The 17,067-nt window shown below is 37.4% G+C and carries 10 protein-coding genes and 1 pseudogene; 4 read left to right on the forward strand and 7 right to left on the reverse strand.

Annotated features, from left to right (window positions below):
- Positions 1–354: 354 nt before the first annotated feature.
- Entirely contained in the window at positions 355–3,426 is a 3,072-nt protein-coding gene (locus tag H5161_RS09235; RefSeq protein WP_182769134.1) for a PKD domain-containing protein, read from the forward strand.
- 316 nt (positions 3,427–3,742) lie between these two features.
- Positions 3,743–4,420: a glutathione S-transferase family protein gene (locus tag H5161_RS09240; RefSeq protein ID WP_182769135.1), complete on the forward strand. Its 678-nt coding sequence runs from the start codon at positions 3,743–3,745 to the stop codon at positions 4,418–4,420.
- 54 nt (positions 4,421–4,474) lie between these two features.
- On the opposite strand, the pseudogene H5161_RS20110 reads toward H5161_RS09240, so the two are convergent.
- Positions 4,475–4,711 (reverse strand): annotated as a pseudogene (locus H5161_RS20110) (sodium-independent anion transporter); the annotation flags it as partial.
- Between the two features lie 621 nt (positions 4,712–5,332).
- On the opposite strand from H5161_RS20110, the gene H5161_RS09245 reads away from it, so the two are divergent.
- The gene (locus H5161_RS09245) at positions 5,333–5,860 is read left to right on the forward strand and encodes a hypothetical protein (RefSeq protein WP_182693385.1); all 528 of its coding nucleotides are present in this window, start codon (positions 5,333–5,335) and stop codon (positions 5,858–5,860) included.
- 268 nt (positions 5,861–6,128) lie between these two features.
- Here the strand turns inward: H5161_RS09245 and H5161_RS09250 are convergent, their stop codons facing one another.
- From H5161_RS09250 to gss, 6 genes are all read right to left on the reverse strand, one after another.
- Entirely contained in the window at positions 6,129–7,847 is a 1,719-nt protein-coding gene (locus H5161_RS09250) for a SulP family inorganic anion transporter (protein WP_182769136.1), read from the reverse strand.
- Positions 7,848–8,100: 253 nt separating this feature from the next.
- Positions 8,101–8,889: a hypothetical protein gene (locus H5161_RS09255; RefSeq protein ID WP_182769137.1), complete on the reverse strand. Its 789-nt coding sequence runs from the start codon at positions 8,887–8,889 to the stop codon at positions 8,101–8,103.
- 309 nt (positions 8,890–9,198) lie between these two features.
- The gene (locus H5161_RS09260) at positions 9,199–12,138 is read right to left on the reverse strand and encodes a TonB-dependent receptor (protein WP_182694014.1); all 2,940 of its coding nucleotides are present in this window, start codon (positions 12,136–12,138) and stop codon (positions 9,199–9,201) included.
- A gap of 609 nt (positions 12,139–12,747) precedes the next feature.
- Positions 12,748–13,272, reverse strand: coding sequence for a DNA starvation/stationary phase protection protein Dps (dps, locus tag H5161_RS09265; RefSeq protein ID WP_024595435.1), 525 nt, complete (start codon positions 13,270–13,272; stop codon positions 12,748–12,750).
- 236 nt (positions 13,273–13,508) lie between these two features.
- Positions 13,509–13,877, reverse strand: coding sequence for a DUF2237 family protein (locus H5161_RS09270; protein ID WP_182732786.1), 369 nt, complete (start codon positions 13,875–13,877; stop codon positions 13,509–13,511).
- A 135-nt stretch (positions 13,878–14,012) separates the two neighbouring features.
- Positions 14,013–15,875 (reverse strand): bifunctional glutathionylspermidine amidase/synthase, encoded by a 1,863-nt coding sequence (gene gss, locus H5161_RS09275; RefSeq protein WP_182769138.1) that lies wholly within the window; start codon positions 15,873–15,875, stop codon positions 14,013–14,015.
- A 288-nt stretch (positions 15,876–16,163) separates the two neighbouring features.
- On the opposite strand from gss, the gene H5161_RS09280 reads away from it, so the two are divergent.
- Complete coding sequence (locus tag H5161_RS09280; RefSeq protein ID WP_182769139.1) at positions 16,164–16,997, forward strand: mechanosensitive ion channel family protein; 834 nt, start codon at positions 16,164–16,166, stop codon at positions 16,995–16,997.
- Positions 16,998–17,067 lie beyond the last annotated feature (70 nt).

Genomic DNA, 17,067 nt, shown 5'->3' on the forward strand with positions numbered 1-17,067 from the left:
TATTTATCAAGGTTATATTTACCTAATAAATATTATGCTAATTATTTTTTTAGCCTTTTTTATCTAGAAATAAGGGGGGAGTGAGTTGTTTTAGGAAGTATCGCTTCGTTTTATTATTTTAATTAAGTTAATTATTTGTGTTTTATTTTTTTATTGTTCTGATAAGTGGTACAGTATTGTGTTGCTTAAGTTGCTATCCTGTTGTTTTATTTGGTTTTTAATTGTTGCCTTTAAGTGTCATTTAGTTAAAATAAGGTTTCAGTATAACTTTTTATTGGGTCAAAACACCCGATTTTAGTTTTAAACGGATGTTTGATTTACTAAAAATCAGTAAATTTCAAAAGGATTTATTAAATGAAAAAGACAAAGTGCTTTGCATTGTGTTTAATCGCAACCTCTATTTTAACTGCGTGTGGCAGTGATAAAGACCCATCTAGTACTAGTGAAACACCTAAAGTAGTAGCCAATACAGCACCTTCAGTAAATGCAGGAGCTGACCTTATCGTAGATGAAAATCAATCTATTTCATTTACAGGAACTGCTGAAGACTCAACCGGTACAATAGCAAGCTATGCATGGCAGCAAACCTCTGGAATTGATTTAGAGCTTAGCGGCTTAGATACAAGCACCCTTTCTTTTACAGCGCCAGAAGTAGATGAAGAGCAAGTTGTTGTATTTGAATTAGTTGCTACTGATGATGGTGGTTTGACTGCATCTGACTCTATTTCAATTACTATTAAAAATGTACTAGTAGAACCAACATTGAGCTTAAACGAAAGAGTCACTGTTGAAGAAAATACAGAAGTAGAAATTACAAGCATAGCAGAAGATTCTAATGGCTCAATAGTGTCGTATGCTTGGCAACAAACTGACGGCATTATCATTGAAATTGATAACTTAACTAATGATTCTTTAAAATTTATTGCTCCAGAAGTTGATTTTGATACAACGTTAACTTTTGGCTTAACAGTGACAGATAATGATGGTCAAACAGCTACAAGTAGTGTTTTTGTTGATGTGACTAATGTTGCCGCAAGTGTTATGTCTATACCTGGTGGTAGTGAAAATATTGTTATAGATGGGCAAACCGTTGAGGCAGCGCTGAATGAAGTATTAGTACATTTAAACGATGATGTTACAGAAGCTGAATTAGAAGCTGTTTTTGATGAGATTAGTAATAATGATGCTGGAATCGCAAGTTTTGATGATGCATTAAAAGTATTACAGATAAGAGTTAGAGAAGGCGCTTCTGAAAATAGCTTGATAACAAAAATTGGGGAAATGGGCGGCGTTAGGCATGCAGGTTTAAATACTGTTATAGAGTCAAAAAACTTAAGTCTGATTAGTAATTATAATCATGTAATCAAAAATAAAAACACTGTAATACAATATATTGCAGAGGAAAGCACTGATGAGCCTCTTTTTTCTGGAGATTATTGGGTTAAAGCTGTAGCCGCAGATAAAGCATGGGATGCATTACAAGAACGTACTTTAGCGCCAGTGACATTAGGTGTTGTTGATACCGGTATAGGTGCAGGACAAATTAGCATTGAAAGCTCTCGCTTAACTCGTCTACGCGCACAAGAGAATGGCCAATTTGGTGTTGTTGAAGGTGATGATACAGAAACTGATAGTTCTCATGGGTTGTGGGTATCTAGCTTTATTGCTGGACATAACACGAGTGAAGGCAGTGCAGTGTATGGTGTTGATCACAGTGCCAACTTAATACATACCGATATTTATGTTAAGCGTTGTAAGGATGGATCAACTACTGAAGAGTGTTCATCTGAATCTCCTATTAAAACTTATATAACAGATTTAATAGCAGGAACTAAGGCGACTATAGATAACGGTGCGAGCATTGTAAATATATCTTGGGGTGATACAAGCACTTGTGCTGACGACTCACAAGTTAGATTAAAAAGTAATAGAATTTGGCGTCTACAACAAACTAACTTAGTGGAATACGCAAAAGAAAAAGATGTATTACTAGTTTATTCGGCTGGTAATAACTGTGAAAAAAATGATGATCAACTTTTAGTTGATATCAATGATATCGCCCAAGATGCTTGGCAAACAAATACATTGATTGTAGCGGCAACAGATGCAGATGATAAAGAAACTGATTTTACACGTATGGGTAACGTCGTAAATATTGCGGCTCCTGGTGATCAAATGGGGTGGGGGAATACTGATGGTAGCTTAGGCGTAGGTACATCATTTTCAGCTGCTTTAGTAACAGGCTCTGCAGGGATTGTGAAAGGAATTAATAGTTCATTAAAAGCAGCGGAGATTAAAGATATTTTAGTTGCTACATCTTCTAATTTAACGCTTTCTGAAGAGTCAAAAGCTCTAGGCACAACCGGTCCTACGCAGTTACTAAATATTCACTCTGCAATACAAACAGCCGATTTAACTGTTGATTCTGTTTTAGATGTTAAGGCACCAATTGCTTTATCTAAAGGGGATAAAACTACTTCGCAGTTAAGCTTTACCTTACCTGAAACTACTGTGACAGCAATTGATGTCATGTTTTTAATTGATGTTAGCGGTAGTTATACTGATGATATAGCCAGCTTAAAAGAGCAAGCTGACAATATATTAGAAAACTTATCTGGTCGTGGAATTAATGTTGCTTTTGGGGTTTCTGCTTTTTCAGACTTTCCTATTGATGGATACGGCCATGAATACGATGGTGATGAAGCGTTCTATTTATTACAGTCGGTGACTACAGATATAGATGCCGCAAAAACAGGAATCAATAATTTAACCATTTATTCAGGTAATGATTATCAAGAATCACAGTTAGAAGGTTTGTACCAAGCTGTAACTGGAGCTGGTAGAGATATAGACAACGATGGAAATTATACTAGTTTAGGTGATATTGAACCTATGAATATTGGTTGGCGTGAAGGTGCTTTAAAAGTTATTTTATTAGCGACAGACGCGCCATTTCATGATTCAGATATAGATGAGAATTACCCGGGTGCGGGCAAAACTGAGGTCATCAATGTATTACAAGAAAAAGGTGTGACGGTATTTGGATTGCAAAGCGGCTCAATTGGCTTAGCTACAGATGATTTAGATTCAATTGTGTTAGCTACCAAAGGACAAACATTTTTATTGTCGTATGATAGTAACGAAATTGCAGCGGCTATTTCTTCAGCTCTTGATGAGGCTTTAAAAGAAATCGATCTCTCAATTGAAGTGATTTCAGGAGAGCAGTGGGTTGAAACTATTACCCCTGTATTAATTGAGAACGTTAAACCAAATGAAGAAGTGACCTTTGAAATTAATTTGAAAGGGATTAAAAATGCCTCTCTTGAGGAATTAAATTACGAAGTGATACTTTGGATAAGAGGTGATGGTAGCGCAGTTGTAAGAAGGGTTGTAATTCCTATTACAGTTCCAACTTTAGCCGACTAATTTAGACAAAATTAAATGATTAATAAAGCCGATATTGAGCGTTGCTCAATATCGGCTTTTTATTTAATGGGCCAAATATGAGTAGTGCTAATACTTGCCATACTTTTAGTTTGTTGCTTCTGCAATTGATTTTTAAGCATATTACTTCATACAAAAGTTTATTTTTCTTTAGCATAAGTAATTTTTAAGATTGAAGTATCACGAAATACTCACAGTTAAATCACGTTTTAACTGTGTATTTTACTTAGTTAAAACTTAATTTGAACACCCGCTCAAGTTGTGCTTTAATCGTTGCTCAATTATTGAGGAACTTTACATGATTAAATTTTATTTTCACCATACTCCTAACCCAATGAAGGTTGCACTCTTTTTAGAAGAAACAGGCTTACCGTTTGAACTTGTTCCTCTTGATACTTTAAAAGGTGAGCAACATACACCTGAATTTAAAGCAATTAATCCAAACGCTAAAGCGCCAGCAATTGTTGATGGTGAAACACGTGTGTTCGATTCGAATGCTATTTTAATGTACCTTTCTGAAAAGTATGGGAAGCTTGAAGGCAAGGGCGAGGACCGCGCTGAAATGCTGTCGTGGTTAATGTTTATCGCATCTGGTTTAGGTCCGTATTCAGGGCAAAGTGTTCACTTTAGACACATGGCGCCAGAAGGGCTTGATTACGCGGTTAATCGTTATTTACGTGAAGCGCAGCGCCATTACGAAGTACTTGATACTCACCTTGAAGGTCGTGACTTTATAGTGGGTGATACGTATACCATTGCTGATGTATCTGCATGGGGCTGGATTGATAAAGCACCGGTTGTATTAGGTGAAGAGGGTTTAGCACCGTACCCAAATCTTAAGCGTTGGTTTGAAAGCATTGATAGCCGCCCAGCGGTTGCACGTGCACGCGCAATTGGTAATGATATAGCCTTTAAAAAAGAGTTTGATGAAGACGCTAAAAAAGCGTTTTTCCCTTCAAATTATCCTAAAGTATAAAAAGTACTTAATACTAAACAGCAGAGCCAGCTAGCTGATCTGCTGTTTAGTATTTTATGGATGTGTGAGCGCCTCTTTATTTTCATCTGCCACGAATAAATTAACTTCCTCTGTATGCTGGCTTACGCTATTTCTTTTTAGGGCGATGTATAGGTCTGAGTGAATGTATATGCCCTCTGTTCCTGACTTCATACCGGCAATTTCAAACCATGAGAGCAGCTGGCGTTTTCTGCCTGCAAGTTCAAGCCTTATATCGCGCTTTTTAAATATAACGTCGAGGTCGGCAATGATTGGTATTTTCTTTTATGTGATTAAAGTGATTGCTAAATTAACTGGCATGAGGTTGAACACATGGTTCATCCACAGTAATTTAAGCATAGATCCAAAGAAATAAAAAACGGGCCTTCATGAAGTTATAAGTATTCAAATACAAATTATTTAGGCTAACTTAAAGCCATATATCCTCAAACTTGACTCCGAGGGTATGCTATTAATTTAAAACCTTGTTGATAGCTAGGCTTATCAACAAGGCGATACTGAATTATTACTTTTTAGTTGCTTCGAGGTTTGAAATATTTTTTGTATATTCTACACGGTGATTTATATGGACATTAATTATTGTAGTGCAGAGTTCGCAACAAAAATAATAAGGTTAGAATAATCGATGAATTTAAATAGGTACTAAAAGTATTAAAAAACAAAGGATAACCCCTCCACCTCTAATTTACACGTAAGCTTATTTACTTTGGGAGTTGAGTTATTACTCGTCAATCAAGTTGGTGTTAGTCTTGCAACTGCTTTTATGATGATAAAGTGAATTTATTAGTCGTATTTTCAATTATCAATAATTTTTATTAATTAGTGTTAGTAGTTTTACTAAACCACTATTTATTTAATGCGGAGATAATAGCCATGAAAGCGAATATAAGCAGTGGAGATAAAGCCACTAAAGTGGGTGGTATTTTTGACAGCGAACATAAAGCTAAAGCAACCTTTGATATTTTAAATAATGACGAGAATTTTGTAAAACAAAGCATAAGGCTAATTCCACCTCACGATCAACATTACGATGAAAAGGTTGAGCCTGAAGATAAAAAAATTGCTAAAACTATGTTGAAATCACACTTAGTATTTGCCGTAGTTGGTCTTGTTGTTGGTGTGATTATTGCCAGTATACTCTTTTTATTAGAGTTTGAATTTTTACAACAACACATCCTAGAAACATATGTTTCGATAGGTATTCTTTGTACTTTTGTTGGTTTACTAATTGCTGGAGCTTTTTCGTTAAGGCCAGATCACGATGATTTAATCAATAATATAAGAGAAGCAACTCGCTCGGGTCTGTGGGCGATTGTTGTACATACCGATTCCCACGAGAAAATGGAAAAAGCAAAAGATCTTATGCAGCCACACGCTGTATCAATATCGACGACTTTATAATGCTAATTGACATAATAATTTAACCAACAAGGTTGTATAGTAGTGTTGTTGGTTAAACCGTATTATAACTTAGCTGCTCTATTGATGTGACTTCAATATCAGAAGCCTGTTAAGAATTTAGTTATTTTAGCCCATTAAATAGCTTATGTAGTGAATTGAAAATAACTTACAGGGCAATCAGGGGGCTTAGCTGTTTAACTAATCATAAAATACAGTTACTCTTTTTTATTTTATTGCCGTTTATAATTTACAACACGGCTAATTCTTCCTAATTGGTATGAGCTTCAAATAAGGCAACTTCGTCGGTAGGCTGGCTTACACTATTTTTTTGTAGCGCAACATATAGATCGGAGTGAATATATATACCTTCTTTTCCTGACTTCATTCCTGCAATATCAAACCACGAAAGTAACTGACGTTTTCTACCTGCAAGCTCAAGCCTTATATCACGCTTTTTAAATATAACGTCGAGATCTGCAAGCATGGCCATTACACTTAAATCTAAATGAGTAAAGCAGGGCACAGCGTCAATTATTACACATTGTGTATCGTCTTTTTGCCTTGCGTATTGCTCAAGTAATCTGCGTTTAAAGTAGCTGGCATTAAAGTAAGTTAAAGGTGAATTAAAGCGATAGATGAACACACCTTGCACTGCTTTTGCTTTATCTGTGGCGTCTAAACTTCTTACTACACCGTTAACATCTACGCCTAATATGTTGTCTGTTGGGCGCATAACAGTGCGAATAAATTGAAATAACCCTAGTAATACAGCAAGTGTGATCCCTGGTATAACGCCAATAAATAACACCGCAAGTAAGGTGGCTGAGGCGAGATAAAATGCCTGTTTGTCTTTTCGTTTTAATTGCCAAACAGCTTTTAAATCGAGTAAATGAACAGAGGCAATAATAAGTACAATACCTAGCGCTGCGCTTGGAATAAATTCAAGTGGGGCTGTTAAAAATACAGCTATGAGCGCAATAATAGCTGCTGCAATTATTGATACTAACTGTGTTTTACCACCTGTTGCATCGTTAACCGCGGTGCGTGAGTCGGCGCCACTGACGGCAAAACCTTGCGAAAGAGCTGACGCTATATTGGCAATACCCAACGCTCTAAATTCTTTATCGGCGTCTATGTCGTAGCCATTTTTAGCAGCAAAGCTGCGGGCAGTTAGCATCATACTAACAAAGCTCACGATGGCTAAGTTAAGTGCGGGTACCACCAGCTCACGAATAATCCCTAAATCAAAAACAGGGGTATTAAAAACGGGAAGCCCGCCAGTTACGGTGCCAATGGTTTTTATATCAAATTGTTTTAAATCAAAAATCCATACCAAAAGTGCACCAAAAGCAATAGCAAACATAGATGCAGGCCACGTGGGCTTTATCCGTTTCATGGCAAAATAGACCGCCAGTGTAAACAAAGCCATTAATAAGGTGGGAACATGTGTTTGCGCTAGGTATGTGGGCACACCACCGAGGCGTTCAAGTAAGTAGCGCTCATAAAAAGTAAAACCAAATACTTTAGAAAATTGACCCACAATAATAGTGATGGCTACGCCGTTTAGTAAGCCCATTAAAATAGGTTTAGATAAAAAGTCGGCTAATACACCTAACTTAAATTTACTGGCTATAAAGCACCAAAAGCCGGTCATGGCGGTCATGGTGACAACAAGTTGCCAATGCTTAAAGCTGTCACCTGCAGCAAGAGGTGTTACTACAGCGGCAATAACGGCGCAGGTTGCGGCATCAGGGCCGACTATTAATTGTTTTGAAGTACCAAAAAGTGCATATAGCATCATTGGCAGTATGCAAGAGTATAACCCTACGGCGGCGTTAACACCGGTTAGTTGTGCGTAAGCAATGGCAACAGGTAAAGCCACTGCAGCTACTGATAGCGCCGCCCTTACATCATCAGCAAACCATTGGCGTTCATAGTGCAGCAATGTATTTAAACCGGGCATAAAATTATATAAACGCGACAGCACCTTAGTTTTCCTGCTAATAGTTACAACGTTTTGATAGTAAATTTAATATTCAAATAAGTATAGCTAGGACGACGGTTATTTTAATAAATTGCAGGTGATTATTTATCAAGATATTAAATTTATAATTTGGCAAAAAAGTGAAAATTGAATTTTCCTGAGGTGTCTTTTAATCAGCTTATGTGCGTAGTATTAATGTACTGATATTGAGCACCTCAAGAAATCACTAAATCTAGTTTTAAATTTTTTAAGATTATTAAGCACCACATGCCGGATATAACTCAAGCACCTCTGTTACTACTTGTCCAAATAAGGCTTGTTCTTGCTGTGTTAAATCTATAGCAGGAATAAATGGCATTGTGTCTGTTAATTCCGAGGTAATGATTTGATAAAAGGTCATCGCTGTAAGGACATTCCCAGCATAGGATGCATGATTACCGTCGGCACTATGAAGGTTTATACTAGGCATTACTTCTAATACTCGATTCCACACGAAGCCAACTGGCGCTATGCAGCTAGGTTGTTTTTGACTGATTGCTAAATGGAGGTCGTAAACCTGCTTTGCTTCTGCTGGATCCCCTTTTTGAGGATGCTCTGGAAATAAAATAGGTGTAATTTTATGCTCTTTTGCGTTCGAGATTAATCGCTCAGTTGCGCTTGTAGGGTAGTCAGTCGAACCTGATTGTGAGTACTTTTGGCCTTGAAAAATTGCATGACTCCAGTTATCACTTTTTAATTTATCGACATTCGCATTTACTGCGACTATTTCATCTAAAAATCGACCACTGACAGTCGTTATTTTGACTGAAGTGCTAGGTAACTGGCTTGTAATAATTATTTCTAATAAGCCCCCTAACTGTGAACTATGGCTATTACCATAGATAATTATTTTGTAGTCACTTAAGGGACTGTTATTAATAACCGCTTTCGATTGTGGTATTTCAATACTTTCAGCCTCTTTTGTTTTACTTCCCCCAGAGCCGCATGCTGTTAATAATAGTAATGATAATGTGATTGATATTGTTGTTATGTATTTTAGAAACATTGTTAATCCTTTTTTTGTACCAATTATAAGTACGGCTTTAGAATGCTAGACATTTTATAACCAAGCTGCAAGGTTGCTGGTTTTTAGTGCAATGTATGGTGCTTAGTTTGTGCGCTAAAAGTGAAGTGCAGAAGGTTGATATTGTTTACGCGGTATCTAAATTTTAGTTTGGGGTATTATTCAATGATAATTTTATTGCTTTAAATAAATATTTAGTTATAAAAATTGTGCGATGTTTTAACACAAGTGCCACTTTTTTATAGACGTAAAAAAGCCTGCATAAAAGCAGGCTTTAGTTTTTAGGGAAAATTAAAATTTAGCGCGAATACCAAAGCTGTAACGGCGATCCGCTTCAGTGTACTTCCAAGCACCACCTAGTTCAGATAGGTAAATAGAAGGCTCACCCGTTAAGTTGGTCGCATTACCTACTAAGGTCACGTTTTCGTTAATATCCCAGCTTGCAGAGAAGTCTAACTGGCCTCTGTCGTCACGGTAGTTATTACCGTAAACAGTACCTTCTGCTGAAATACTGCCGTCTGAGTTAATATTTTCTACACGTTTCTCGTTTTCAGTATCTAAGAAACTGTCACGGTAGTTATAAGCTAGACGAGTAGAGAAACCTTCGTATTCCCAAAATACTTGTAAGTTATACGTATTTTTAGAAATATCTAATAACGGGTTACCGTTTGGTTGCTCGCTGTCTGCGTATGTGTAGTTTGCGTTAATGCCTAAGCCAGAAAATGCACCAGGTAGGTCTGTAAAGAACTGTTGATAACCAACTTCAAAGCCTTGTACTGAGCCGTTTTCACCGTTTACATTTTTAACAGTATCGATACCCGTTAGTCCTGCGTCACGTAAGCCTGCTACATGGTTAAAGCCATCAGCATCTACTGGGAAGTCAGTTGCATCCGAGTAAACTAGGTTGTCTTGTGAAACACCTGCAACGTCAAGCTGACATACTTGGTTCCATTGAGTTACGTTTTGACCTGTTGAAGTGCTTGATGCAGCTACACAGCTACTTTCGTTACTTAAGAAAGATTCAACATCTTTATAAAATACTGCGAAAGAAATTACGTTACCTTGGTCAAAGTAATGCTCTACAGATAAGTCGTATTGCGTTGCACGATATGGTTCTAAATCAATAGAGCCTTGCGTTGCACCTGTAATGTCGTTATTAACGTCAAATGCAGGGCTTAGTTCGCTAAAGTCAGCGCGGCGCATAACTTTTGCAGCAGCAAAGCGGAATAATGTTTCGTCTGAGTAGTTATACGTTACGTTTAAGCTTGGTAAAAAGTCGCTGTAGTCATTGTCGCCAGTTACTTTTTCGCCATTAAGAAATACGCTTGATTCTAAATCTGTAGTTACATAACGACCACCCACAATTGCAGTGATGTTATCAAAGTCTAAGTAGGCTGATATATACACGGCAGCAGTATCTTCAACTACGTTGCGGTATGCGCTTTCTTGGAACTCTTGGTTATCTGAAAGACTACCTGTTGACGCTAGGTTAGTACCTGCAAGTAACTGCTGAAGCTGAGCGTAAGTATTGGCCGGGTTAGATAAACCGTTGTAGCTTAAAAAGGTTAGTAGGTCATTTTGTCCCGAATGACCTAATTGGTCAAATGAGTTGTCGTGGCTAACTGTTGTAAAGCTATTTGAAAAAGCAGCGTTGTAGTCATCAACCCATAAAGTGGCTAACGAACCGTCTGAGTCGTTAAATGCATTTTTATAAATGTCTTTAATTTCTACTTTGTATTGCTCATATTCGTAATCGCGGTTAGTAACACGTACACCCGCTTTTACTTTAGATACCCAGCTTAAGCTGCTGAGTGGCTCAAACATTTCAACATCAAAACGAATAGCTGTTTCGTCATTGTCTGTTCTTCTATCTTCACTTTTAAACGTACGAAGTGCTAAGTTTTGTGGGTCAGTAAATGCATTAGGATCTGAATGAATGATGCTTGGTAATTTATTACCGTCTTGAGAGAATGCACCATCATATAAATGATTTGTTAGCTGAGTTCCACCACTTGCTTCAAATGTTGATTTTTCGATTGGGCGAAGTGTAAATTCAGAATCAGGTCTTACGCTTTCTGATGATGCTACCGCAATTTCACCTGAGATTTTGATACTGTCAGTAAGGTTCCACTCTGCACCAAGTGCATTTGAAAACGAGTCAGTTTCACGAAAGTCACTGTATGTTTTAGGAATACCAAACTCGTTTGTTAACGTGTAATTATTTACGCCGTTAGCATCTTGAGTTGTATTTGCATCTGTTGATAGTGAACCTGCGACACCTAAAATAGAGTTACCAGCTTGTTCACCTGAGCGCTTTGTGCCGCTTAAATCAAGATACACCATGCCATTACCAGATTGTGGTGCCCATTGAAGAGATAAATTTACAGCAGTTCGTTTACGCTGCTCTACGTATTGTTCAACACTGTGCTCGTCTCTTACGATAGCGTTGCCACTAGGTGTATTACCTTCTTGGCCATTAATTTCGATATCTTGAGGTTTAACACGGCTAGATGTTTCATCTTGGCGAATTTCGCGATCTTGGAATGAAAACATAGCAATGGCACCAAAGGTACCCATTTCATCAAAGTCCCAGTTGTTACCAATTGAACCACTAAAAATAGGAGCTACATTTTCTGTTTTATCAGCGTATTCGCCATCTAATGAAACTGCGCCAGTTAGTTTATCTAACTCTAATGGGCGAACTGTCTTTAAACTAACTGTTCCGCCTAATGCACCCTCAATCATATCGGCAGTAGGAGACTTAACTACTTCTACTGTTTTTAAGAAGCTTGATGGGTAATCTTGCAAGCTAATGCCGTCACGAGAGTCACCAATAGTAGAGCGACCATTTAATTCAACACGGTTTTGAGGTAAGCCACGAATCGAAACACTGTCACCCACACCAAAATCGGTATTAATAGATACGCCAGTAATACGTTGCAACGCTTCTGCAATATTATTATCTGGTAACTTACCAATGTCTTCAGCAACAATCGCATCTACAATACGTCCGTCAGTACGCTTAAGCATAGCGGCGGCTTTCATACTGCCTAGCATGCCTTTTACTTCAATAACTTCAATGTCTGCAGCTGCCGTTTCTGAAGCTGCGGGAGCCTCTTGCGCTGCAATATTTGAAGAAGCCATTAATAAAAGGGCTGCGGCACTGATTGTTGTAGAGCTACTTCTTTTATGCTTATTAATTAATGTTGAAGTAATTTGATTGAGTTTCATGTATCTCTCCCGTTTGGGTACGACTTGCGTCATTGTGTGTGTGTTGTTACTTGGCTTGGTTAACCAATTTAACTGTTTCTTTCCTGTAGTGTGTCATACAGGTGGTATGGTTGAAATTAATCCAATTCAACTTTATTTACAACCTTTGTTTACCAAAATTTCACAATGTGTATTACAAAAACCTCTTTTATTTTGCTTATATTTAATAAATTTAATGGCTTATAGGGTGTTTTTATTTTTTGTATTTTGAATGAATTTTATTGAAGTATCTTTACCAAAGGCATTTTTATATATTATTTGTACTATTTAATACATTTGTTAGTACTATTTTGAAATTTTATGTCGTACTTTTATACGTGTTTAGTTTACTTTTTAAGTGATATTGAATTGGAAGAGCGACCATTAAAAGTTCTAAATGATTTATAAATTTGCGAAATAGTGGAGAGGTTAAAATAATTAAAAATCATTTTGGTAATACCAATTTTCTATTGTTTTTATATTGATTTTGTACTAGCTGGGGTGGGGGCGGTAAGCTAGGTAGCGATAAATAGATTTTTACGCAAAAAAAAGCCCAGCATAACAATGCTGGGCTTTCTTACTTTAGATGTATTAGCTTTGTAATTCGCCTGTAGATGATTCTAAATGTGCTCGTATGAACCACTGAAATTGCTCTAAATCGGCTAGTTGGCTGGTGATCATATCTTCAGAGACCGGATCTAGCTCAGAAAGAGTCTCAATTGCTTTGCGGTGATCGGCATTAACGCCGTTATATACTTTATCAAGCGCAGCCAAATGTTCGGTTACTAGGCCTTTGCCTACTGAGTATTCGTCCCAAGTACGGCGATCTACAATTGATTTTGGTGTGCCAACAGGTACTGCACCAAGAGTCGCAATTCGCTCTGCAATTGTATCTGTCATTTCGCGTACAATGTCTACTTGCGGGTCTATCATTTCATGTACGCCAATAAAATTAGGTCCCACTACGTTCCAGTGAATATGCTTTAAAGTTAGTTGTAAGTCTATCAATGCAACCATGCGGTTATCGAGGGTAGCTATTGTTTTTTGGGCTGATTCGTCACTCATACCTGGCGCGGTAAATTTAGTTGTTTTGTTTGATTCGTTATTGTTACTCATAATTTCTCCTACATTAAGTAATGTGTTGCTCATATAATATGTTGCGTTATGAGCATGACTTAAACTTAATGAAGCAACTGTTATGCCGTAAGTTGCTTTATTTGAAAAGTGATTCAAAAACAATTGGTTATATTTTAAATTAAGGTTTCTAAGGCTGCAGAGGAGATTGGGTTTTTGAAAAGCCTGCATATATTTGTAAAATATGCAGACTTTAATTTAGTTACTCTTAGGTGTATTTAAACGTTGGCTTTATATTCGTGCGCTTTTAAAACATCGAGCGGCACTATTTCTAATGATTTTTTATTTGTAGCCTCAAGCACCACTGGTGGCGCAACGTTTGCTGAAATAGCATGAAGCCATCTTACTGCACACAAGCACCATTTATCACCGGCTTTTAAACCTTCGAAATCGTAAAGAGGGTTCGGGCTTATTAAATCGTTACCTTGTGATTTTGAAAATTGTAAAAATTCATCAGTCATAATTGCACACACACTGTGATTGCCAAGATCTGATTCTGGTACATAACAAAACCCTTCACGTGTGTAGCCACCATTACCGCAACATAGTTTTAAGCGTGTGCCGAGTACATTAAATTGATTCGCCATGAAATACCTTAATTTGTGGTGTTTAATAAATTTACTCTAACAGGAGTAACTCGCTTGAGATAGCTATAAAACTTAAAAGAGGGAAGGGCTACACAAACTTAAGCCCGCAGCAAATTGCGGGCTTAGTATTGTTTATTATTTAATACGCAGCGCCATACAATCGCTATGACCGTTTATGATCATGCTTTTATCAACACGCACGCCACCACCAGAGTATTTACCGGCGGCTGTAAAACTACATATTTGTACAAAGTAGTCGTCTACTTTAGGCAGTGCAAATAGTTGTTGGTATATTTGGTCTTGCTCTGCAAAGTGCCCCATTGTTTTTTCTATAACTTGCTGCTGCTCATCAATAAGTTGAATATTAGCGCCACAGCGTCCTACTATTGGTTTAACTACATAACCGGATTGTAATAACTCGTCGTTAAGCTCAAACGCGGTATTAAGTAAATATTTATGATTAGGGAATAAGCTCCACAGTATTGGCAAAATAGCCTTGTTACTTGGAATTAATGTCCACAGCGGTTCAAACACCATGACATTTTTACGCAGTAATACATCGACTAAGCGCGGCGTTTCACCAGCTTTGAATTGTGGTTCAAAGTTATCACCTAATGATTGGTCGGCTTCGCATTCTTCACGAATTTGATCAAGTGCGGTTTCCCACGACCAGGTTTTCCATACGTAACTCAGTTGTGCGCCATCAGTATCTACTATGTTGCCTGACTCATTCCAGCGAAGTGTGCTTAAGCCAATTACTAGCTTACATTCAAAGCCTGCGGCTTCAATAGCTTCTTTCATAAATAATGCGTGGTAATGTTCTTCTGGTTCATCATCTTGCAGAATATGAACAAGACCTTTTACCTCACTTTTTCGCCATGCTTTTACGAGATCTTTAAATAAATTTTGGCCTGCATCTACACCTGTTTTAACGCCAAAGTGTTTTGCCCATTTACCCTGAACTTTGCCGCTTTCCATGTAACACGATGCCGAATCGCAATTGTATTCGTAAACTTTTAAACCTGCTGCTGTTAAGGCAAAGTCAAACCGGCTGGTAATTAATTGGTTTAAGCGGTTATCCCACGATTGGCGAATTTTATTAAGCACAACATCGGGTAAATTAAACTTTTCTAATAACTCAGGGTGCTGCAATACATAGTCGGTTGCATGCATAAATAAGCCATGCAGCTCATTTGTTGCATGCTCAATGCTTTGCTGCGCCGTTTGAGATATTGCAAAGTAATTATGCTGATCCTCATCTACGGATGTAAGTTTATGGCCTTGCATCATTTCTACGTAGGCAGCTTCATCGTCATTCGCAATATTTAACCATGACTTGTTTGCTTGGCCTGTATCTGCTGCTTTATGGGCTTCTATAGTAAATAAGTCAGTGTTTAGCTCAAACGTTGGCTCAGCATATTCTGTTTCATCAGTTTGTGTCATCCAACCTAAAATAGTGGCGTCGCTGTAAGAGCACTCAATCCAATAGTCGCCATCTTTAGTTACTTTTGCTTTTAGTTCACGGCACCAGTTTTGATTTGTTGGCCATATTTGATGCCCTACATTTTGCTCAGCAAGACGTATTTTATCTTCATGCACTTCAACAATGACAGCAACATGACCTGTTTCTTCAAACTCGCCGCCTTCTTCCCATATAAGTAAACTACCTACTTGAGGGTGATGTTTAGCACCATTTTTAAACGCGTTTAGTGGCAATCTGTTTTGGCTATTTACATCGCGCACTGAACGCAGCTCAAAAATATCGTAAGCCATGGCTATGTCATCAAAAATATAACCATGATTGAGGTACATCCATCTACGGGCAAATTCAACGCATTGCCATTTATAGCCCATGTAAATACCGTCTAGGTAACTACGATAGGCGCTACGATTAGGATAAATGCTTTCATCAGCCGTATCATAATCAGATGAGTAAACAGCAACATTACCAGGTGCATAACCTAATAAAGTACCAAAATCACTAGCAGAAGATTTCATAAACAAAGATGTTCAAAATAAGGTGTGATAATTTGCTGACTATATGAGCCAAACTGCGTTATAGCAAGATATTACTGGGTATAATCTTTAATTAAATATTGGTGCTAAATAGGGCTTAAAATTATATTTTATTAATCCATAGTTTTAAAAGCAGTAGTTAAGAAATCCCTCCTTCAAAGTGTTTATACATGTAAAACTGAACCTATATTCGTACTTCAGTTAATTTTTTGTTAAATTGTTGCGTTTGGCATAGCAAAACTAGCTAAAAGTTTTAAAACAGGAAAAACAATGGAAGACATAATAAACAACATTGATATTAATCAATATTTACCCGCTGCAATTACGTGGGCAACCAACATATTACTAGCAATTGCAATTTTACTTGCGGGCTTATGGTTAGCGGGCAAAGTACGCAATTTAATTATTGGCTTGTGTCATAAATACACTCATCTTGACGATACGCTTTTTCGCTTTTTAGGCAGCATGGCTCGCTACATCATATTAGCGTTCGTTATTATTGCTGTGTTAAATCGCTTTGGTGTACAAACAGCCTCTATTATTGCTTTACTCGGTGCTGCGGGACTTGCTATAGGCTTGGCGTTACAAGGTGCAATGTCGAACCTTGCCGCAGGCGTTATGTTGCTAATATTTAGACCTTATAAAGTGAATGACTTTATTGAGGCTGCAGGGCGTTTTGGTAAAGTAACAGAAGTAGATATGTTTACTACTATTTTACAAACGTTCGATAATCAACAGGTTATTATACCAAATAGTCAAATTTGGGGCGCGCAAATTATAAACCATTCACATCATCCAATTCGTGGTGTAGATATGCATTTTGGTGTTGCTTACGGTGAAGATACAACGGCTGTACGTAAAGTTATAGATGGGGTACTTGCAGCGCACCCACATATACTAAAAGATCCAGCGCCTTTTGTTGAAGTAGAAACTCTTAACAACAGCTCAGTAGACTTTTTAGTAAGGCCATTTTGTAAGGGCGAGCATTACTTCGATATTCTTTACACTGTGCCAGAGTTAATTAAAAAAGCACTAGATAAAAACAACATTGAAATACCTTTCCCACATCGTAAAGTTATTTTAGTTAACGAAAGCAAAGATTAACTAAATTTAAACTGACATGAATCTAAGAGCACTTTTAAGTGCTCTTTTTTTGTCTGAAAAAGTTACATAC

It is taken from the genome of Pseudoalteromonas sp. SG43-5 (assembly GCF_014164345.1).
Taxonomy (GTDB): domain Bacteria; phylum Pseudomonadota; class Gammaproteobacteria; order Enterobacterales; family Alteromonadaceae; genus Pseudoalteromonas; species Pseudoalteromonas distincta.